This window comes from Bradyrhizobium symbiodeficiens (assembly GCF_002266465.3).
Classification (GTDB): Bacteria; Pseudomonadota; Alphaproteobacteria; order Rhizobiales; family Xanthobacteraceae; genus Bradyrhizobium; species Bradyrhizobium symbiodeficiens.
This window is the reverse complement of record NZ_CP029427.2, coordinates 2,019,768-2,041,186: the sequence shown is the minus strand read 5'-3', so window position 1 is coordinate 2,041,186 and position 21,419 is coordinate 2,019,768. Positions and strand designations below refer to the sequence as shown.

8 protein-coding genes are annotated in these 21,419 nt (G+C 61.4%); 3 read left to right on the top strand and 5 right to left on the bottom strand.

What is annotated here, in order from left to right; all coding sequences use genetic code 11:
- Window positions 1-97: 97 nt before the first annotated feature.
- Genes CIT39_RS09285 through CIT39_RS09275 form a run of 3 tightly spaced genes read left to right on the top strand, consistent with a single transcriptional unit; the run spans window position 98 to window position 2,692 of the window.
- The gene (locus CIT39_RS09285) at window positions 98-868 is read left to right on the top strand and encodes an ABC transporter permease (RefSeq protein WP_094975611.1); all 771 of its coding nucleotides are present in this window, start codon (window positions 98-100) and stop codon (window positions 866-868) included.
- Window positions 865-1,674 (top strand): ABC transporter ATP-binding protein, encoded by an 810-nt coding sequence (locus CIT39_RS09280; RefSeq protein WP_094975612.1) that lies wholly within the window; start codon window positions 865-867, stop codon window positions 1,672-1,674. Before CIT39_RS09285 ends, CIT39_RS09280 begins: the two co-directional genes overlap by 4 nt.
- 22 nt (window positions 1,675-1,696) lie before the next feature.
- Window positions 1,697-2,692, top strand: coding sequence for an ABC transporter substrate-binding protein (locus CIT39_RS09275; RefSeq protein WP_094975613.1), 996 nt, complete (start codon window positions 1,697-1,699; stop codon window positions 2,690-2,692).
- A 1,629-nt stretch (window positions 2,693-4,321) separates the two neighbouring features.
- On the opposite strand, the gene CIT39_RS09270 is transcribed toward CIT39_RS09275, so the two are convergent.
- From CIT39_RS09270 to CIT39_RS09250, 5 genes are all read right to left on the bottom strand, one after another.
- The gene (locus tag CIT39_RS09270) at window positions 4,322-5,506 is read right to left on the bottom strand and encodes a substrate-binding domain-containing protein (protein WP_162308427.1); all 1,185 of its coding nucleotides are present in this window, start codon (window positions 5,504-5,506) and stop codon (window positions 4,322-4,324) included.
- A gap of 140 nt (window positions 5,507-5,646) precedes the next feature.
- The gene (locus CIT39_RS09265; RefSeq protein ID WP_094975615.1) at window positions 5,647-5,994 is read right to left on the bottom strand and encodes a hypothetical protein; all 348 of its coding nucleotides are present in this window, start codon (window positions 5,992-5,994) and stop codon (window positions 5,647-5,649) included.
- Between the two features lie 11 nt (window positions 5,995-6,005).
- Window positions 6,006-6,242 carry a hypothetical protein gene (locus CIT39_RS09260; RefSeq protein ID WP_148667304.1) on the bottom strand — a complete coding sequence of 79 codons (237 nt, stop codon included), beginning with the start codon at window positions 6,240-6,242 and terminating at the stop codon, window positions 6,006-6,008.
- Between the two features lie 35 nt (window positions 6,243-6,277).
- Window positions 6,278-12,286, bottom strand: coding sequence for a hypothetical protein (locus tag CIT39_RS09255; protein WP_148667303.1), 6,009 nt, complete (start codon window positions 12,284-12,286; stop codon window positions 6,278-6,280).
- A 6-nt stretch (window positions 12,287-12,292) separates the two neighbouring features.
- Window positions 12,293-21,331: a coiled-coil domain-containing protein gene (locus CIT39_RS09250; protein ID WP_094975617.1), complete on the bottom strand. Its 9,039-nt coding sequence runs from the start codon at window positions 21,329-21,331 to the stop codon at window positions 12,293-12,295.
- Window positions 21,332-21,419: the final 88 nt, after the last annotated feature.

The following is a 21,419-nucleotide window of genomic DNA, read 5'->3' as shown; positions in this document are numbered from 1 at the left end:
GCCTGCAGCACCTAGACCAAAAGTGAGACTTGTATGGTCGTCCTATTCATAATATGACTGCGGAAAATATCAACCGCGATGTGGGTGGACACGACGCATGAACGGAGCTGGCCTGAGACGTCTTGGTCTCGGATTGATACCGTGGATCGGTGCGATCGTGATCTGGTACGCCGTGCGCTGGAGCGGCTTCGTCAACGTTTCTCTGATACCCGCACCGCACCAAGTCGCTGCGAAATTCTTTGAGCTTCTCACCAAGGAAGGGCTGCTGGTCGACGTCTTCGTCTCGACCCGGCGCGTCTTCCTCGGCGTCGCGCTGGGAATCCTCGTGGCCGTGCCTGTCGGATTCCTGCTGGGGTGGTATCGTCCCGCACGTATCTTCGCCGACCCCATGATCAACTTCTTTCGCGCGTTGCCGCCGATCGCACTGATCCCGCTGGTGATCGTCTATTTCGGCGTCGACGAGATCGCAAAGCTCGTCATCCTGTTCTACGCCTCGTTCTTCTCCGGCGTGATCGTGATGTATGAGGGCGTGTCGCAGATCACGCCGCTCTACATCCGCGTTGCGCAGACGCTCGGCGCCAACCAGGCCGAGATCTTTCGCAGGGTCATTATTCCTCTCACCGTCCCGCACATCCTCACGGCGTTGCGCGTGGCATTGGGGGTGGCCTGGGCGACGTTGGTCGCCTCCGAGCTGATCGCGGCGCAACGCGGACTCGGCGCCATGATCCAGAACGCGTCGACCTATTTCCTGCTCGACGTCATCTATGTCGGCATCATCTGCATCGGCTTGATCGCGCTGATCATGGATTTGATCCTGCGCAAGATCACGGCCCGGTTGCTGGTCTGGCAGGATCGGGCCATCGCATGACCAAGCGCGCACAGTTCGACAAGGTGTCTCTGTCCTTCGAAACCGCGAAAGGCCGCCTTCAGGTCGTCGAGGATGTCAGTTACGATATAAACGACGGCGACTTCATTGCGGTGATCGGCCCGTCCGGCTGCGGCAAGACCACGATGATGAGCATGCTCGCCGGCTTCCAAAAGCCGACCACCGGCAGGGTGCTGTTCGACGGACGCCCGGTCGCCGGTCCCGGCCCCGAGCGCGGCGTCATCTTCCAGGAATACGGCGTATTCCCCTGGTTGACTGTCAAGCAGAACATCGCCTTCGGCCTGACGCTCAGGGCCAACCATGTTCCGACCGCCGAGCGCGAATCGATATGCGACCATTACCTGGGCCTGATGGGCCTGTCCGACTTCGCCAATTCCTATCCGAAACATCTATCCGGCGGCATGCGGCAACGGCTCGCGATCGCACGGGCCTACGCGGTGAAGCCGCAGTTTCTCCTGATGGACGAGCCGTTCGGGGCGCTCGACGCACAGACCCGCTCCAACATGCAAAACCTGCTGCTCAAGGTGCTGGAGACGGAGGGCAAGACGGTCATGCTGATCACCCATTCCGTGGAAGAGGCGATCTACCTCGCCTCCCGCATTGTGGTGGTGACGGCGCGGCCGGCGCGGATCAAGGAGATCATGGACGTCCCCTTCGCTTATCCGCGCGACGAGTCAATCCAGGAGCGGCCGGAATTCGCCGAGCTGCGTAGCCATATCAGGCAGCTCGTGATGGACGAATATCGCGCCCAGCAGGCGCAGATGCGTCCAGTCTCTTTCTCGGAATAACAAGCGTAACGGAGGATACATCATGGATCGGCGGCAATTTCTGACCACCACGGCGGGACTCGCGCTCGGCACCTTCACGGCCTCGGCGCCAGCGATCGCACAAGCAAAAACAAAGGTCCGCGTCGGCTATCTTCACACCGTCGCCGTCGATGGCCAGATCTGGACCGGCATGGATCGCGGCTCTTTCGAAAAGCAGGGCCTCGATCTCGAGCTGCGGCAATTCAACACTGGCCTGGAGATTTTCCAGGCGCTGATCGGCGGCAGCCTCGATGTGCTGGCGACCGGCGCCGTGCTCTCGAATTTCCCCGCCCGCGGCCAGGGCAAGGTCTTCCTCATCAACGATATCGAGGTCGCGACCGCACAGCTCTGGGTGCGCGGCGATCAGGGCATCAAGTCGTTCGAGGATCTCAAGGGCAAGCGCATCGCGACGGCGACCGGCACGACCGCGCATGTCTTCCTGGATACCGCGTTACGGGCCAACAAGGTCGATCCCAAGGAAGTCGAACTCGTCAACCAGTCCATGCCGGCGGCCGTCACCGCCTTCATCTCCGGCGCCGTGCCCGCGGTGGCGCTCTGGGTGCCCTTCAATGTGACCGTTCGCGACAAAGTGCCGGGCGCGATCAAGCTCGCAGATGCGTCAGCCTATTATCCGAAGGCTGCAATCATCGGCGGCTGGGCGGCGGCGAACGACTATTATGAACCGAACAAGGAGACCCTGGCCAAACTGATCCGCGGCTGGGCCGATGCCAACGACTATATCGTCGCGAACAGCACCGAGGCGATGGAGAAACTACAGAAGGGGCATTACAGCCAGACGCCGCTGGCCGACATCAACGAGTCGTTCAAGGCGCAGAAGATGTTCACGTCCAAGGACTGGAAGCGGATGTACTCGGACGGGACAGTCACCAAATGGCTCCAGCAGTCGACAGACTTCTTCATGGCCAACGCAGGCGTCAAGGACTTCACGCCGGCGAGCAAGTATTTTGACGCCAGCCTCTATTTGAGCACCATCACGTAAGTCGGTTCTGCGCGCCAGAGCGGTACGGCACAAATACATCGGGGTGGGCTGCGCAGATAGGCTGCGCCACCCGATGCGCCGGTCGGTTTCGAACTGATAAGCTTTCGGCATTTTCCTTATCAGTCAGCGAACTGACTCCGTTTCGTATGAAACCTTATCAGTCCGCGAACTGACTCCATTTGTACAATTTCTTTATCAGTTGACCAACTGACTCCATTTGCGAGCTAACTTTATGAGACAGAGTCGCTGAGTTCGGAGACGACTGCCTTGGCATGCTTAGCGATTGGCAAAGGCACGCCGGACAGGGGGGAAAGTGGGTTATAGCGCGAGCCTTCGTGCGGGGGATCACGCTGCCTTACCCTTTGACTTTGGCGTGATTCTACGAATAAAGACCCAGAAGAGGAAGCCAACTAAATTCACCCATTCCGTCGTCGGCGTCGAAACCCGCAAGCGCACGGGTTCGGAATCTTCGGGCGGAACGTCATCTTCACGGGCGTACGGCTGATAACGTACGATCGCCGAGCCTGACGCACTGGAACGGCGAAGGATCGGTCCTCATCGCCAGGCCAAAGTACCAGAACTCCTCCATCGGACTTCGGCTCGAATGCGTGCAATGCCACGGCCAGGAGACATTCGAAGGCATGGTGGTTTGGGGCTTCGCCTCCTCGCCGCTCCCCTTCGTTTCAGCAGCCCCGTCGTTGCCCGATGCTTCCTGCAAAGCAATGGGCATGAACGCACGCGATACCCGTTACCCTTCGTCCGGCAAGCGCCGGGGTTGAGAGCACCGGTCCGGCCGCAAACTTCGAGACGTCGTCTCCGACAAATCGATCAGCTCCCCAGCGGGGGACGTAACCGCCCCCAGGCCGCAGATCCACTCTCAATTTTTTTGGAGCACCACTTAAACGTGCACTGCTGTCAACAGCTAAATCGACACTCTTTAGTTGAACAAATTGTTATTTTCACTACTATTGAAGCGTTTTAGGGGCGCGCGAGCGCGTTGCCCACGCCTCTTGTCGCTCAAAGATTACACCGAGGAAAATTGTCATGATGAATTGTGCTTGTAGAATTGCGGTCGCACTTGCCATCGTCATTCTTGCATTGCCTTCGGCTCGGGGCCAGACCTCTAACGAAGTTACGACTGCCCTTGGGGATGCGAGTACGGCTATTCTGTGCGCAGCACTCCCCGGAAAAGCTAAGCTTCTTTGTGACGCGCTGGGTGTCACCGCCGTCCATTGGGTGAGCAAAGGCGTAAGCTTGGTGATAGATCGCCATTTTGACGCAAAGGACCAGGCCCTCGCGAATCAATATGGACTTACGATTTGCTACAAAGATGGAAAGTGCATTAAGCCGCAAAGCTGAACCCAGCTGGACCGATGACTGTGGCCGCATTTGCCTCAGACGGAGAAGCAACCGACGTCTGTCGGACCAGACCGACTGATAACCTTTGCGACCAAATCACTATCAGTTTGCCAACCAACTGACTCCATGTGTGCGAAAACCTTATCAGTCAGCAAACTGACTCCATTTGACGAATTTACTTATCGGTTAGGATATGGGGGCACGCCGGTGAACGCGACGGGCAGTAAGTCCACACAACCTAAGCTACGCGACGCGGTGGCGACGTCGGGGTCAGCGCTTTTTGCGGATTGGAATGTCCATGTCTACAGCCTTTAGTTCACGCACCTGCTCCAGTACCGCCCAATCGACGCTGGGATCGACCTTGACCTTGAAGTGGTACATCGACTGTAGGGCCTGATGGTCCTCCTTGCGGAAGGTCATCTTGCCCTTTGGCGTGTCGAATTCCATGCCTTCCATCGCCGCAATCAGCTTTTCCGTGTCGGTGGACTTGGCTTTGGTCACGGCGGTCACGACAGCCATGGCAGCGGAGAAGCCTCCCACAGTGAAGAAATCCGGCGGTGCATTGTACCGCGTCTGGTGTTCGGCGACCAACCAGTCGTTCACCGGATTCTTCGGGATGCCGTAGTAGTAGTAGGTCGCGCCTTGCATGTCCGGGAGCGCCCTGTAGGACGTAAGCGCCGGCAGAATGTTGCCCCCTGTCGACAACTTGATATCGTATCGCTTCGGATTCATCTCCAGCAGCCTGCCTAACGGATCACCCGCGCCAGCCCAGATTATCCAGATGATCTTGTCCTGTTCCGGTTTGTCCTTCAGCGCGTCGAACAGGCGCTGACCGACGGCAGTGAAGTCAGTGGTGCTTGTGGGTACGAATTCCTTGGCGACCAGCGTCGCGCCGGTCTTTTCCAACGCCCCCTCGAAAGCGTCAACCATCTCGTGGCCGAATGCATAGTCCTGCGCGAGCGTCGCGACCATTACGCCTGGTTTGCCGATGGCAACCGCGTTCGAGATCGCGTCCTGCGAGGCGCTGCGCCCCGTGCGGAAGATGTACCTATTCCACTTGTCTCCGGTAATCTGGTCAGCGGACGCCGACTCCACGATCAGGATCTTCTTGTTTTGCTCGGCCACCGGAAGGTCGGCCAGCGCCGCAGCAGAAGACATCGTGCCAACGGCGATGTCGGCTTTATCGTCCTTGTAGGCCTCGGCCAGCGCCGACTTGGATAGATCCGACTTGTTCTGGTCGTCCTTTGTGATGATGACGATGCTACGACCGTCGACCTTCATGGTCTTCTGAGTAACGTACTCCAGCCCCATGCGCAGTCCGATCTCGGTCTGCTTGGCGTAGACCTCAAGCGGCCCGGTCTTGCCGTAGATCAGAGCAATTCGCAGTTCCTGAGCGCTGGCGAGGCCCCCAGTGACTGCGAGCATGGCGGTCGCAAGGACGAGTGATAGACGCACGGCAGTCCCTCCCGGTTTACGGCTTTTCGTAACATAGCAATCTGCACCGCCGAAAACATCGCAATCCGAGCTCCGGCGACAGTGCTTCCAGATGCAAACCCTTCGCGTCACTATCTCGCTCCGTGAACGATGCGGCTGCGCTATCCGAACCGCTCACGGAGAACAGATTCAACTGCTCGCCAAAAAGACCTTCCGTCCACATTGACGACTATGTCGCACTCTCCGATCAGACCGATCAGGGCGGTGCCAGTCTGGGTGCGATCATAGATGGTTTTGCCGTTCACCAGCACAGTATAGCTGGGAAACTCATTGTGGCAGCCCGACACCCACGCCTTGGATTGCGCCTTGTTGATCCTGATCGTGAACCCGTAGTTGATATTGGGCATGATCTCGACACCGGAAGCGGTTTCCCCCTTCGCCGTGACGGCCGCCAGGTTTCCCGAAAAGCTCTGGCCAGATATTTTGAAGCTGTTTCTGATACTCGACACGTCGATACCGACTACATTTGCCGTTCCGGTCTGTATTCGGACTTCACCGTCGAGTTAGCATAATTGATCGTAACCTTTTGGCGGGATTTTTCCCCGAAAGAAAGCGGACCGACATTCCGGATCGCAGTGACGATCTCCACGAGATATTGCTGCGCATGCGCGTCGGCAATCCCGAAAAATGCCAATGCGACGGCACTCAGCAATAACCCGCATGATTGACCGGCTCGCGTTCCTGCGTATCGGATCATGTGCCGGTCTCCTCTATCCATTGCATTGGCCTTTCCTAGCCGTAGCTGTCATTGCGAGTGCTGTAACCCGGCGAATCGGCCGCCGGCGGCACTTCCTTCTTGCGGAACAATCTCGCTGCGACTCCCTTTGCCGCGCGGCCTTTCGATGGAGTACCCGCGTTAGACGACTCGAGAAGCTTGGGCGCCGCGATGATGTCCAACAGCGCCGCAAAGCGAGGGCCAGAAGCGGTCAATTGATTCTGTTTCGTTGGCGGCTTCTCGCCTGGCTCATGCGGCTCGTCGTCGTAGGTGGCCGGCAGCATCGGCTGAACCTCCTCCACCAGCACCCGGTATATCGTGTCCTTCTCCTTTGGAGCCAGCGGCGACTCATTCAGCCTGAAATGCGCAAGCCAGGAGAGATACGTGCCGTCGGCCGATGCCTTCGCCTTCACGGCGGGCTGCGCTCTCGGCTTTCGCTCGAAGGCTGGCGGCGGCTCTTCTTTCTCGCGGATCACCCCACGTTCGAGCCAGTAATTCCACTCCTCCTGCGTTCGCGGCAGCCACGTCTGTTCCGCTTTGTGGCTATAGCCCGCCCGAACCTCCTTCTGGTGCAGTTCGGCCAACGCCTCGACGCCATCTGAGCGGCGGCGCAGTACCGATACCTTCATCACGGGACCGTTCGTCCACGTCGTGATGTCGCGGTCGTCTTCTGCGTCATGGTCTCGCTGCCGCGGATTGAAGCTGGATCCCTGCATTTCGACTTGCAGGCTCTGCGGTTCGTTCTTGTCGATGGTAACCTTGACCACACGGTGCTGCGGTACTTGCAACCATTCCACGACCGGTTCCGATACCCGAAGCTCCGGCGGCGCGTAGGGTTGATAGCGCACGAGGCCCAGCCGCATGAATGGCTCGGGCGCACAGTCCGCGCGCAACTCGACGTCACAGAACCAGCTCTCATGGTCGATGTCGAACCTGGGAACAAACGTCAACAGCGCGGCCTCTAGCCACGTGCGCCGGCGCGGCCCGGTGCCTTCATCGATCGGAATCGGGATCGACGCGCGCGGCACGTACATTCTCTCCGCCGTGACGACACGGCTGCTATCGCCGGGATCGGTCTCGGCCGGGCCGAGGTCGGCAAAGGCGGAAGGCGGAGTAATCCAGCCGAGTTTTCCGCCCTCCTTGGTCGGATCGAGCCCCCATCGCGTGACATAGCTGCCGCCAGGGCCGATGTCCTCGTCGCGGAATTCACGCATCACTATTTCGGCCTTCTCGCCCGCGGCCACCTCATAGTCCCGCCGGACGCTGTCCTGCGAGTCGGTGACGCGGCCTTTCAGGATATCGGGCGGCCACAGGATGATGCCGAGCCGCTCGCCCTCCCCCGAGGTGAACCATGGCCGGCGCATGCGGATTCGCAGCTTCACGCGCCGCTCGACGGCAAACGTTTGCTTCGCTCCTCGCTGGATATAGCGCTGCTCCAGGTGAAACGCCGGCAGGATCGTCAGGGGCGCGACCTTGGCCGGCGCCGCTGACGCCGGCAGCACAATTTCCTGATGGGCGGACTCCGTCCGGGCTTCGGGCATCTCGCGAACGTCGCCCTTTTCATCGCGGAAACTGGCAGCCGTACGAGATCCCGCAACCGCCCACAGCCGCAGGATACGCGCGCGTGTGTCAGTGATCTTGAACGGCGCGTTGACGTGCGGGATGTTGCCGCCGCCGGCATTGTCCTTGATCGCGGCTCTCTCGCGTAACTTCGCGAGGTCGCGCGCTTCGCGGGCCGGCGCGTCGGGCTTCGGCTCGGCGATGTCATCCTCTACCCGGAGCAGCGTTGCCTGCTCGCGGAGCAAGGTCACGGTCCCGTCTGCAGCAACGTCGAAGCCGTAGACATCCCGCACCCTCATGTGCTCTTCGCTGACCGGGCTGCGGGGCCATATTCCCCGGGCGACTTCGTCGGGTGTCCGCCGGCGGCGCTGGTCGTCGTCGAACGCACAGGAGACCAGCGAGACAGCCTCCGCCCGAATCTCGAACAGGCCGGTGGTGGGACGATCGACTGTGACGACCCCTTCAATGACAACCGGCGACTGCTGCTTGGCCGACGCTGGCACGCCCGGTTTTGCCTGCGGGAGCGTTTCGCGCCTCAGCGTGAGCTGGACCTCGGGCTTGGCGTAGACCTGCGGAATGGCGTGGGTAGCCGTGATTGTGGTACGGGCCGCCAGCTCGGGCGTCGGTTGCTTCAGCAAGAGTTCGTGCGCAGCCACAGCGACGCAGCGCAACGCGCCGGCGGGCATTTTGACTTGGCCCGAGCTGCAAATGGTTTCGTTAGCCGCCGTACGTGCGCGTCCCAGCTTGCGAGCCAGTTCGGCAATGTCGTCGAGCTGCAGCCGCCTGAGCTGCGTGGCGAAGCTCTCGCAGTTCATGCAGGATTCCCCGGTCTCCGGATTGACCGAGGCGACCAGTGCTGCCGACTCGACAGCGTCGAACCATTTCGTCAAATCGTCGACCGTTGGAAGGCACCAGACGTCGATTTCGAAGCTCTCGCCTGGCTCGAGCTCCACTTTAACATGCGAGGCCTGCACGGACCCGGAGTCGATAGTCGCCTTGCCGTCAAGACGGACCGTGGCCGGCCTCGGACTCTTCGGCGACAAACACGCGCTGCCGCGCAACATTCTGTCCTTCCCTTCGGCAAGCAAACTGAGGATACGGTCATGCGAGGCCGGTCTGGGGCCGCGCCGATGTTTTGCCACGACTTCGATCGCGATTGGCCTGACATGGGGGAACTTCACCCCGCTCGGCCACACCGGGACCACCAGCGGGTCGCCCGGCAGCATCCGGCCCGCAAGATCGCGCAACCCGATCACGACGTAGCTGGCGGCGGGATCAGGATAATAGGGATCGCGCCGCTCCGATTTTGACTGGCGCGGGCGGAATATAGCGTCGCCCGAAGGCTTGGCTTGCGGATTGGTAACTTGCTCCTGACGACCAAGGCTGGTGGCAGAGAAACCGTAGACAGGAAAGCCGCCGTTGCGCTCGTCATAGTCAATGCCGTGCAGGCCGTCGGCAGGTCCCTTCCATGGCTTGTGGTCGCAATCGCGGTAGATTTGCAGCTCGGCCATGTGCGGCACGGGCTTGCCTTTGATGGTCTCTCCCTTGCCGAACGCGTTATGCCGGTCGGCGAAATCGGCCGACACTGAGGGCGGCACGACGACGCGGTAGGAGGACTTGATGCTGCCGTCATACGGCTTGAATTCCTCCGGATTGTCTTCATCCGCCTCCGACCTCACCACGATGTTGCTCGCCGTCTCTCGCAAGCCGTCTGCGATCCTGTCGAACTGCCGCTCCAGGATTGGCAGCGGCGTCGTCACGATGGGCGCCTCGATCCTTTCATGCCGCAGGAAACGCCGGGCGCCAGTCTCAAGGGGCGGCAGGATCGCAAAGATCTCCCGCCGCGGGATCGCCACAGGCTCGTAGCTTGTGTTGGCGGGCCGGATGACGCCACCGAGGTACCGCGGCGCAAGCTTGAAAAAATAACCGCCTCCGAAAACCTGCCGCGGAATCCGCAGGCCTGCCGGAAGGCTGAGGGGCTTTTCCGGGTCAGGCGACAGGCTGTAGAGATGGCCGAGTTGAAGGGCAGCGGAGGACTTGCTAAGGTCGATATTGATGCTGTTGGTGTCGACGCCGATCGGCGGTCCGGTCCACTCTCCAACCGTATCCTCGACAAACGCGACCTTCTTGTCGCCGCCGCCGGCGCGATCCTTGATCATCACCGGCATCACGACGATGGCAGAATCATAAGCCAGCCGGTGGAAGGGGTCGGGCACGATGTCTGTGAGCAGCGGTTCGATGCAATTGGTGTCGTCGCCAAACTCGATGTAGCGGCTGCAGAGCGAGCGCCACGTCATCCTCTTCGCGCTACCCACGCCGACATCCATGCGGTAGCCGATCGTGAGGTCGTCGGCATCGAGGATCGGGTTGCTCGAATCCCGGGCCAGGCTATTCAGGGCCTGTATCAGCGCAGAGCTGTCCCGCCACCGGTCGATCACGGCCAGGCCCGCCGTGCGCTGGGTCAGCAACGGCGGCCGGCCATTCTTGGCTCCGCTTTTCGCGGTTTCGCGGTTCTCGACAGCAGCGAGGGCGTCGAGCGAGACAATATCAAAGCGCGGCTCGTTCATGCCGCCCTGCATCCGAACGGCGGAAAGATTGAGAAAGCCGTCGATCTGCGTCAACGCGCCCCGGGCGATCAGATTGTCGCGGGTATCGCGTTTCTTTGCCCCCTCGAACTGATCTTCCGCATCGAGCGCCCAAAACAGGTCAAGCTCGGCTCGCGTGCACGGCCAGAAATCGTCATGGGGCGCGGCGGCATCACTTGCGAGCTTGACCTTGCAGGTAGTCCATACCCGGCGTGCGCCACTGGCGGGATTGAGCGCGGCAGAAAGGAATCCGAACCGGGCATAGCTGGGGCTGCCATCACGCTCGAAATAAGGCGCCGTTGTGTCCGTGGCGGTGAGCTTGTCGAGCGGGATCAGCACATCGACAACGAGATTGAACACACGCGCGAGACTCGGTTGACTTTGCAGCGCGGCAAGGCGCATCTGGGGTGCCTGCACCACCCTGTCGCGTTTGTAGTCCTCCTCGCGGGTATTCTTCTTTTTTTCCTCGTCCCTGATCTCGTCGTCTTCGCGGTGAGCATCCTTATGCCGGCCGAGGCTGTCGTCGATCGCGTCCGCCAGGTCATGTGCGCCCTCGGCCGTCGCAGCCATCATGCATTCGTTGACCTCGCTACCTTCCGTGCACGCCAGAAAACTCTCGTAGGCCTTCGCCAGCTTTACCTTGACATCCTGATTACCGGTTGCCGCCTGCTGCTCCTTCCTGATCTCTGCCCGCTGCTTCTTGATGTCGGCTTGTGCCTGCTGCTCATTCTTGCCCCGGAGCTCGGCAAGCATCAGGTCCCATCGCCGCGTGCGATCGGCCGCTCCCATCCGTTCGAACGCCCGCTTGGCTTCGGCTTCTTCTTCCGCGAGGCGATTCAAACCGATTGCTCGCACGCGTTCGCGTTCGGTGAGATAGGAAGGCAATCGTTCGGCGAGCAGCAATTGCTCCCGCCAGTTGCGATCGACCGGATTCATTTGCTCAAACGCGCGTTTGGCTTCGGCCTCCTCGTCGGCAAGCCGGCCGAGACCGACCGCCCGCGACCGCTCGCTCTCCGTCAGGTACGAGACAACGCCGCCAGCAACCAGCAAGTTCTGACGGCTTGCCCGATCAACCGAATTCATCAGGTTGAAGGCGCGACCAGCCTCGGCTTCTTCCTCCGTCAGGCGAGTAAGACCAATGGCTCGTGTCCGCTCCTGCCTTGTCAGGTAGGACGATAGGCGGGGCACAATCGGCGTCGCCAAATTGCACTCATCGTCGCGTCCACTGCAGGTGCTTTGAAGGCTGCTCCTGATCCGCGTGAGCAGGCTGCGGCCGCGCTCAACCGAAAGCAGAAGCGCGGCCTGACCGCGGCCGATACTGCGGATGTCGGGCGCCTGCTCCTTGTTCTTCGGATCCGGCCGATACTTGCCCACGGCTTGTTCTGCGCGACTTGTCTTCAGTGCTTTGATGATCTTCGTCCAGGCTTCGGGCTGCTTCTGCCCGACCAGACGGGTCCAAATTTCAGTAATTCCGTCGATCTGCTTTTCGCGTTGCTTTCGCCAATCCGCGAATGCAATAGTCTTGCCCTTGACGCGACGCAGGTCGTACAGCATCGCGCGGAAAGCCGGAGCCGAGATCGCCTCCGGCAGCAGACTGGCGGGAGCAAACTCTTTGACCACCCCGCTGAACGCGACGCGGAGCGCGGTATTACTCCCGGTGAGATAGTTTTCCGATTCACTTTCCCGCAACAAGTCTTCGATCTGGCGGGGCCAGTAGCGGATATCGACGGGCGTACCGCCGCACTTCTTCGCTTCCTCGATATCGATCGGCGACAGCACCACTGCAGCTCGTACGAATTTTCCCACCCCGGCAATGGTTTCGATTCCGGCGGGGACGATACGCACCCCTACGCCGACCTCATATTTCTCTGACTCGGGCATTAGAGCTCACACTTTGACAATGGGATCGATCGTATCGAAAAGCGCATGGTAGGAATTCCAGTCAGCCTTGGGCGACTTGGTTTTCACGGAGAGCTCCGGGCCTTTCAACTTGCAGCCTGAGGGTTTCACTGCCGTCTCGTCATACGCATAGGCGTCGAGCAATTCGGGCCGGGCGCCGGCAAACTGAGTCAGCGCCGGCATTCCCGGCAGATCCAGGAAGGTGGTAGGCGCGGCAGCTCCGGCGTTGCCGCCTTGATTGACATAGACGTCGAACGTGAAATCGATGTCGTCGATGCCGATCGAGAAGCTGAAGGTATAGCTCGCCCTGCCGTCCATCTTGCCCCCGACATAGGTCAGCCGGACGAACAAGGCGGCGCAGACGCTGAAACAGGCGATGTTGGCGGCGCCGCGGGCCATGAAGTTCATGCCGAGACGCGCGGGAGACCCGCGCGCGGCCCGGAAATACAGTCCGAGCGTGATCTGCCCCGCGCCGGTCAGCGGACCGAAGCCGAACGCGAACACGCCGCCATAGTCGAAGGAGGTTTCGAGCCCGATGAAGCCCTTGCCATTGGCGAGCAGCGCGAGGTAGCCGCCGCCACCGAAGACCGTAGACGAGATCAGAAACGGCGCATCGGCGCGGCCAATCGAGATCAGGAATTCCGCCTCCTCGCCAGCGCCGAACGGCAACCGGGCACCGGCATTCAGCGAAACGTTGGAAAAGCTCAGGTAGCCGACGCCAAACGAGCCGAGGTTGATGCCATAGGTCGCCTCAATTCCTGGCTTGTCACGCATCATTCGGACCGGAGGCAGTCCGCTTTTCGGCGACACGTAAGGCTCCAGCTGCTTCAGGAACTTCGCCTTGCTTCCGATCTCAAAATCGCCGAAGCGCACGTCGAAGCCTGATTTGCGGCCGCCGCCGGACCGGAACTCGAGGCCGTGGAAATTTAGCTTGACCACGTCGAAGTTTCCGAACAGCTGGATTGCGAACGGCCCCATCCGGCCATCGACCCGCGCGTCGGGCGCCTTGGGATTTTGCAGGTCGATGACCGCCTGCATCCTGATGTCGAGCTGGGTACCCTTGACCGGCAGGAAGACGTCGCCGATGCCCGGCAATCCGAACTGCCGGACCGGTGTCGAGAGCGCGTAACCGAGAATGGCTTTACTCGGTATCAGCTCGCGCACAATGCGTTCGAGCTCGCGGCGCAGCGCCCGCAAGTCCAGCGCTTCGACGAGCACAGCGCGCAGAAACGCCGTGCTGAGCGCGTTGAAGCGCTGCACCAGAACGACCAGCGCCGGCTTGCGCCAGGCGTCGGCGAGCTCCGTGAGCCGAACGAGAGCCAGCGCCTGATCGGACGACCAGTTGTCCTTGGCCGCCTGCGCGAGTAGCTGCTCTTTTCGCAGGGCATCGCTGGACCGATCGGCAGTCGGATCAACCAGGAACAAATATGCGCGTGACGGCCCTGTCGCGTCCCCTGGTACTGCGCCGATGTCTTTCGCCAGAGTATCCAGAATGCCCTTGATGACATCTCCCCCCTTCTCGATCAGGTCGTCGAGGTCCTTGCGTCGCTTCATCACGACGTCGAGGGCGTCGGACAATGCCGCCAGGGGCTTGTCGCCAAATCTTGCCACCAGGTCGGTTGCCCATTGCAGTGCCAGTGCGGCCGGCGGCGTAACGAGATCGTAAAGTTCAGCAGCCAGCGCCTGACTGACACGCCGCACCACCAACTCTTGCTGGATCAGGAACTCCTTCTGCGTTGCCGCTATGCCGGCCTTGAGAGCCTCGACGGCATCTTGACTCGTCGTAGCCTGGTTCTTGAGTACGCTATGCAGCGCCTCCAGCCGCTCCCGTGCATTCCTGAGATCGTCGATCTGCATCTGCAGGTCCAGACGTTCCCGCTGATCCCTGGCGAGCCTGTCCAGCGAATTGGCTACGGAAGGCAGGGCGGTACGGATCGCGCTGCTTACCGGTTGCAGGCTGGCCGCGAAACTCTCGAACGCGCTGGACGCCGTCGCCACCAACGACAGCTTACCTGCATTGTCGAACACCTTCTTGAGGAGTTCGATCTCCGCAGTGACGGTCTTCAGAATCTCCTTCCCTTGGTCAATATCCTTCCGAAGTTGCTTGTCGACCAGATCGACCGTCACGTCGGTCAGGCGCTGGAGCGCCGTTATCAGCGAGCGCTGCTTTTGAGCGACATTTGCAGACTGCGCACCAAGCGTTGGCAGTGGCGCCGTGCAGGTCGCATCGGCCGTCCAGCCGGTGATTGTCGTGGTAAGCTCGGTTATTGCCGTACCGAAGTCACGAATTTTGGCGAGTAGTCCTGCGGCGGCGCTGCTGAAATCGCTTTTGTCTTGATCGCTGAGAGCGTCGCTCGCAGCCTTAACCGCTTCAATCGCGTCGGAGATATCCTTGACGGGCTGCGCGGTATTGAGAAGCGTCGTGGGCAGCGGAAGTACCGCGGCCACGGCCGCTTTTAGAGCGGCCTTGACCTGTCCACAAAGTGTGTTCGCGGTGAAGAATAGCTTCGCGGCAACCCGGTCGGCCCCTCCCAGGGTTGCAAGCGCATTCAGTGCGGGTGCCATCGCGAGAAGCAGCTTGGTGAGCTTTTCCTGGTCAAATGGAGGCTTGAACTCGGTCGCGCCGACGGCCGCCTTGATCTCAATGGCGAGAATGATGGCCTTTGCCACCTGCGGGATAAGTAGGATTTCTAGCACCGCCTGCTGGGCGCGGCGCTTGGCATCATCGGCGTCCTTCTGCAGAACGGCGATTGTCGCCCTGTATTTCGCATCGGCGGTAATAAGCTTCCTCGTCAACTCCTGCTGAAGCTGGACGGCCGCATTGACAGCCGGCTTCAACTCGTCGACCAGCTTATCAAGCGCATCCGCCAATTGGGTGGCTGGTACCTTCTTGATGATATCGCCGTTGGGAAGCGGCTCCACTTCCTCCCGCAGCTTTTTTGCGATCTCTCTGGGAACCGCGACCAGACCTTCAATACTGTTCAGCTTTGGAGGCCATGCGGCATCAAGCGCCTTCCTGACGACTTCATCGAGCTGCTTGAAGCCGTCATTAAGGTTGATCTGAGCCGGGTTGATCCGCGCCATCTCCCGTAGCTTTGCGAGCACGAGTTTCTTCGCTTCGGGCTCGATGAGGGCGTCGAGGGCCGTCACAAAATCCAGTGCCCTCAGATCGTCGATCTTTCTGCGAATTTCGTCGATCGGCCGCGAAAGCTCGCGGTAGATATCGAGCTGGGCAGTGGCGGCTGCTGCCAGGGGATCGCGCGCAATGTTGTCGATCGACCGGCCGAGCCGGCGCGCCGCTTCGTGAACGGCCGCGAGTTCGGCAAAGAATGAAATGTCGTCGGTTCCCGGCTTTTGCACGTCCAGGAGCAACCGGTGCAGGCCGGCGATATCCGTGCCGATCTGCGGATAGACTTCCGCGAGCGTCGGAGCCTTCACTCCCTGCGCGCTGAGCTGCTTGTTCGCAAGATCGAGCCATGCCTTATCGACCGCCGCAACGGCCTTCTCGGCGGGCACAATCAGCACCTTTGTCAGCGCGGAGCGAACTTCCGTCAGGGTTCCGGCCGCAGCGTCGCCCGCCGACGCCGCGGCATACTCGATGAGTTCGTTGAGCTTGGGATGCAGGTCGATGCCAAGCACCTTCTGGACCAAATCGCTCAGATCCATGATGCCGAGGAAGCGGCCTTTCGGGACGATATTGATCGAATCCTTGAAGCGGTTGATGCGTTCTAGCAGCGGCAGGATGCCGGCGGTCGGTGCCGCCGGCGCATCCGGCGGGTTCGGCGCATCTGCGGCCGTCAAGGGCCGCGACAGAGTCGGGGCCGCCCCGCCGTTGATCGGCCCGAGCTGTCGCGAAATCGCGACCACGTCCATGGTCGGATGTGCGACGCCTCCGGCAAGGTCGCCGCGGTCCTTGAAGTCGAGCGGCAGCGTGCCGTCGCCGTCGTCGCTTTTGACGATGCGCAAGTAGATTTCGGACTGATCGCTGCGAGGCTGCTGTTTCCCTGCGCTGTCGCGCGCTTCGGCGAACCCGCTTGCCACGTATTCGCCGTCGAACGCGACCTGGGCCCACAACGGACCGCTGCCGGTGAACCGTTCAACTGACTTCAACCGGCATTTGGCCATTTCAATCAGCGGATAGAACGGCGGCTGGTCCTGTCCCTCCATGAAGGAGGTCCGGATGTAGTTCCTGTTGTTCAGCGCGAGCGTCTGGCTTCCCGGATCGCGCTTTGGGTACTCCTTTTCGCGTCCTTCTGCGCCGACCAGCCACCATTCGGTATCGAACGTGGTATCGCCGGGCTTGTATTCGGGCGCCATAACCACAGGCTGGCCGTTGCGAACGAGCCTGCGCGTCGGCGACGCTTCGTCCATTTTGAAGCTGGCTTCCTTTTGGTAATACTCGATCAGCTTGCCGACCGTCGTTTCGTCGTTGGCTGCGATGTTGTCGACGAAGATCAGCGGCATCCGGACCGGCGTCGGCTCGTCGCCGATCTGCATTTCGAACCAGACCTCCGCGCCGCGCCGTGCCGAAGTGCGCGGCCACATGCAAAGGCCGGTCGTGCCGTCGCCAAGGTCGATCTTGCCGCGTGGGAACACCCTCATCTCGTTCGGAGGCGTGCGATCCTCGCTGCGTGCATCCACCAGATCCGGCGTCTGCCGCGTCAGCATCAGGATGCGCTCGCACGGCCAGCGCGAGCCGCGGTTGGGCTGCCCCTCGGCCATGAACCGCTTCTCCGGCTTGCCGATCTTGAGGAACAGCCGCTGCACCAGAATGGCGACCGGAGAGTCGCGGCCCGGGACCGCTTCGAAGCGCCGTTCGGTCAGCTTGACCAGGCTGGCGCGGTGACCGATCGGGAACAGAAAGCCCTTGTAGACCACCTCGACCAATACATCGCGACCGAGCACGGTGCGTTGCCGCCATCGCTCGACAGACAGCGCGTCGAAAAGGTTGCGCGCATCGCTCTGGCGCCGCGCCGACGCAGGCGGCTGAAAGGCCGCGTCGACATCTAGGTTGCCGCCCAGTGCGCTCAGCGACAGCTCGTTGACGGACAGCGGCTTCGGTCGGTAGATCGCCGTCATGTCCTTCAGCTTGCCGCCGATCGTCTCGGGCAGCAGACCTTGCAGCCGAAAACCCTCCGGCGGCTCGATCTGGTCGGCATCGGGCGCAAGATCTTCGCTTGGCGCGCGCCGCCCCAGCACCGGCAGCCCGTGCACCGAGCTCAATACCACCAGCTCATGACGGTCGAACGGTTCGAGCCCGGTACGGAACTTGTCGATATCCCGATCGGGCAGCTTGCGCACGCCATAGCCGCGCGGCAATGCCCACGGCGCATAGTGTCCGATCGGGGGAGCGCCTTGCGAATTGGTCGAGAGCAGCGCCTCGGGCCGATAGTCGGGCGACCAGATCGCCCTCACCCCGGCCGTATCGTCGCGCCCGCCGAGCCGTGCCGTCCACAACTCGCGAAAGATCGACAGGTCGCTGGAGAATCCGGCGTCGCGCCGCACCCGCGGCGACGAGGTGATCCAGGAAGCATCCTGCGCGGGCGACAGGAACAGCCGGAACGGCAACTCGATCGCCGTCTCGAACGCATCGGGCGGCCGTGACGATGCCGCATAGACTTCCGCAAGTCGCTGCTCCGCGGTCACCGCCGTCGTGGCCGGTTTGCGGCGATAGTTCTCCTTCTCGTCCTTTTCCTTTTTCTCCTTGCCCCACTGCTGGCTCGAGGTGAATCCCTGAAACTGCAGGTTGGCGGCCTCGTCGTTTAGGGCGCGCCGTCCCCAGCGTGGCGGCAGTCGCGTCCCCTGCACTGGCTCCATTAGCCGCTCGGCGCGCCGCACCACGGCCATGTCCATGCCGCCCCAGTTGGTGAGGCCTTCCAGCGTGTACGGGATGCGCCCGCCGGCACGGTCGGGTTCGTAGTCGTCGCAATCGACGCGAAAGGCGATGCGGCTCGGTCCCGACAGCCGCGACGGCACGAAGCTCTCGAATTCTTCCTGGTCGGAAAGTTCGATGGCTTTTGCCATCTTCTGCTTGAGGTCCGCGAGCGCATTCTTCGCTGCGTATCCCTTGTTGTCGTCGCGCGTCTCTAACTCCTTGATCAGCCCGTCAAACCACATTGGCCCGAAATATTCCGGATAGTCGGCAAGGCCTTTCAGGACTTCCTTCCGTTCCTGCACCTTAAGGGCATAAAGGCTGCGGAGGGTCGCATAGTCACGGCTGCGCCGCTCTCTTGCGAGCTCGATTTGGCGGAACGTTTCCAAGTAGAGCGGATTCTTCAACCGATCCTTGTCGAACTCGGGCCAGATAGGCTTTTTTTCAGATAGCGCGGATTGCTTTTCAGCTGAATTTGTTTGTGGCGGAATCTCCTTCTTGTCCTTGAGCACGCCAGCCTTGACCAGCGGCGCGAACACGTCGTCCCAGTCAGTCGGTGGTAGCGGAGCAAAGGGCCAGAGCCGGGGCTGGGCCGGTGCCTGCTTCTCCTTGAGAGCACGAAGTACCTCGAGCGCGATCCGTCGGGCGTCGGGATCGAGAAAGTCTGGTCCGATGTAAAGTTGCTGCTCCAGCGGTAAGCCGCTCACCCGCGCCAGATTGATGAAATGGTAATCGAAGTCCTGCATGGTTTGGCCGTTTGGCCCGTCCAAGCCGGGATCTTTCGGGAACAATGGGTTCGAATTCGGCCACCCCGTCGCGAGTTGCAGTGCTTTCCGCCACTCGACGCGTTTGTCGCGCTTCGTGCCTGGATTTTGCTTGTCCGGCCGATAGACACCGTCCAGCAGATCGTTCACCCAGATGCGCCACCGCTCCGTAGTTTCGTTGGCCGAGACCCAGTCCTTTGGCTGCCGCAGCATTTGCCTGAGCAACTTGACATTCTCTTCGTCAGCATCCGCGGGCCTGGCAAGCTCGGGCAGATCCAGCGGTGCCTTCAATTGCCGGAAGTAGGCCTGCTCGACTACGTGCTGCGGCGGAAACTCGACCACTAGCATGGGCCGCTCATCGCGCGGCGTCGCCTCGCTTCGCGCGGCCTGCGCAAAGGGGCGGCTCGTCGACCGCCCGCCGCGCGGCGCCAGTTCGGCTGCCTCGCCGGCGACCGGTGGCCAGGCGACAACGAGTTCAAGCCCGGAGAAGCGGTACTTGAGCGCGAGCAGGTCCTTCGGCCTGATTACCGAAAGCCGCGCGCGACCGAGGTCGAATGTCGCCTTCACGCCGCCGACTGTCGGACCGATCGGAATGTAGGCATCGGCGGATGTGACCGGCGGCCGGCCAAACGCGGGCAGATAGACCAATGTGTCCGCGTCATGGAACTGCAGGTGCGTGACATGCTGACCGACGACGATCTTCCCGGCCTCCTTCTCGCCCTTCGGGACGATCCGTTCCGGCAGGGCGATGGCAGCGCTGTATAGCGAGAGCCGCGCCACAAAGCCGACAAGCTGCCGGTCGTCCTCGCGGGCCGGCACCCTGTCCCTGGCATCGAGGTCGATTGTCGGCACCCGTGGCGCGGCGCCCGGGCTTGCACTGATCGCCGGAAGCGCCGCAAGGCCGATATCGCCCAGCCGCAGGCTGGCGATGCTCTCCTTGCTCGCCGGCCATGCGCGAAAGCGCGTCACAACGAATTCATGCTGTTGCTGCCGCATCATCTCGAAGCCGCAGAATTCGAACGGTCCTTCCCATGTCGCTGACGGACATTCGCCTTGCCGCAACCTGATCCGGCCGATACTGCGCGCTTCGTTTTTCGGCTCGGCCATGCAGCCGGCAACGCTATGCTGCGGCACGCCCCAATGCCGGATCGCCGCAACCACGTGGACTTTCGATGAATCCTGCGAAGCCGCGAAATCGATCGCTGGACCGTCCAGCTCGAGTTCCGCCGCGATCTCGGTACCCTCTACCTTAGTCTTCGCGAAATCGAACACCCAGAGCGGCTTCCGGTCGGACGTCTGGAGATTCTGGGATTTGGAGCGGGTCCCGGTCTTGGGATTGGCCTTGGCGGGATGGCGGACCCCGGCCAGAGAATCTTCATGGGACTTCGGCTGGGTAAAGCCGACGATCTTCTCGGCGACGCCATACAGACCGTCCGGTGACCCTTCATCTTTCGATGTCGGCCGGCCGTAGGCGACCTGATCCTCAAACAGATATCGCGGGCTGGCCGACTTGCCATCATCCTTCTGGTTGGAGCCTCGCCGCGCGGCGCTGCTGTCTTCCGGCAATTTTTCCCCGCGAAGGCGCTTCAGCGACAGCCTACCGAATTCGAGGGGGATATCGAGGATGTAGAGCCGCCCGGCCGGCCGCTTCGGGATCTCGGTGTCTATCGCCCATGCAAGCTGATGATCGACCTGCAGCGCCAAGGCGCCCGCGGACTCGATCCGCTGCCCGAACAGCGCTTCGAGCAAGGCGTTGGGGTTGGGCTTTATTTCGAATGCCAGCACCTGACCGCGCAGAAAATTCGTCAAAGCTACGGTCGAAAGCGGACCGATCTTCTTCTGCGAAGACCACCAGGAATCCAGCGACGCCGATACAGTCCATTCACTCATTACGTCGGTGCGCTTGAAGGTGAATGTAGCGGTGAACTCACGGGATTCGTTGCCGGGGAATGAGGCACGGCTCACGGTGAGGATCCACTCGACTGGCAGCCAGACCGTCGTCTTCGCCAGCGGCGGCGGTTCTTTCTGTGCCTCGCAGGCATCGTGGCACTTTTCAGGCGGTGTGCCATCCGGATAGTGCGCCTTCGACTTGCGCTCGATCTTGAATCCGGCGTTGGGGCCGAACTCCCGGCGATCCCAGAGCATGAGGTACTTCGGCGTGTCCTTCGGCAACGCTTCGTCGATCTTGTCCAGGGACTCGTTGGCCTTGAGGAGCTTTTCGACCGCCGCGGCGGACGGCGGTCCCCGCAATTCATCCTTTCGAAGCGTATCGTCCTTGGCTTGAGGAGGGATCTCGAACAACGCCACGAACCGGCGGCGGTCCTTGTCGACAAAGGCGAGTTCGTAGTGAGGGGTAGGCTCGCCGGCTGCGTGGGCCGGACCGATCACCATCGCAGCCGCGCCGCCGATCAGGACAGCACGACGTGTGGGTTCAAAGAGTTCGTGAGATTCGGACGAACGGCCTGACCCGGACGAACTA

Excerpts from the sequence above, each read along its gene's own strand:
- CIT39_RS09255 (WP_148667303.1), bottom strand. The coding sequence starts at position 12,286 with ATGCCCGAGTCAGAGAAATATGAGGTCGGCGTAGGGGTGCGTATCGTC.
- CIT39_RS09275 (WP_094975613.1), top strand. The coding sequence starts at position 1,697 with ATGGATCGGCGGCAATTTCTGACCACCACGGCGGGACTCGCGCTCGGC.
- CIT39_RS09250 (WP_094975617.1), bottom strand. The coding sequence starts at position 21,331 with ATGGTGATCGGTCCGGCCCACGCAGCCGGCGAGCCTACCCCTCACTAC.
- CIT39_RS09280 (WP_094975612.1), top strand. The coding sequence starts at position 865 with ATGACCAAGCGCGCACAGTTCGACAAGGTGTCTCTGTCCTTCGAAACC.
- CIT39_RS09260 (WP_148667304.1), bottom strand. The coding sequence starts at position 6,242 with ATGATCCGATACGCAGGAACGCGAGCCGGTCAATCATGCGGGTTATTG.
- CIT39_RS09285 (WP_094975611.1), top strand. The coding sequence starts at position 98 with ATGAACGGAGCTGGCCTGAGACGTCTTGGTCTCGGATTGATACCGTGG.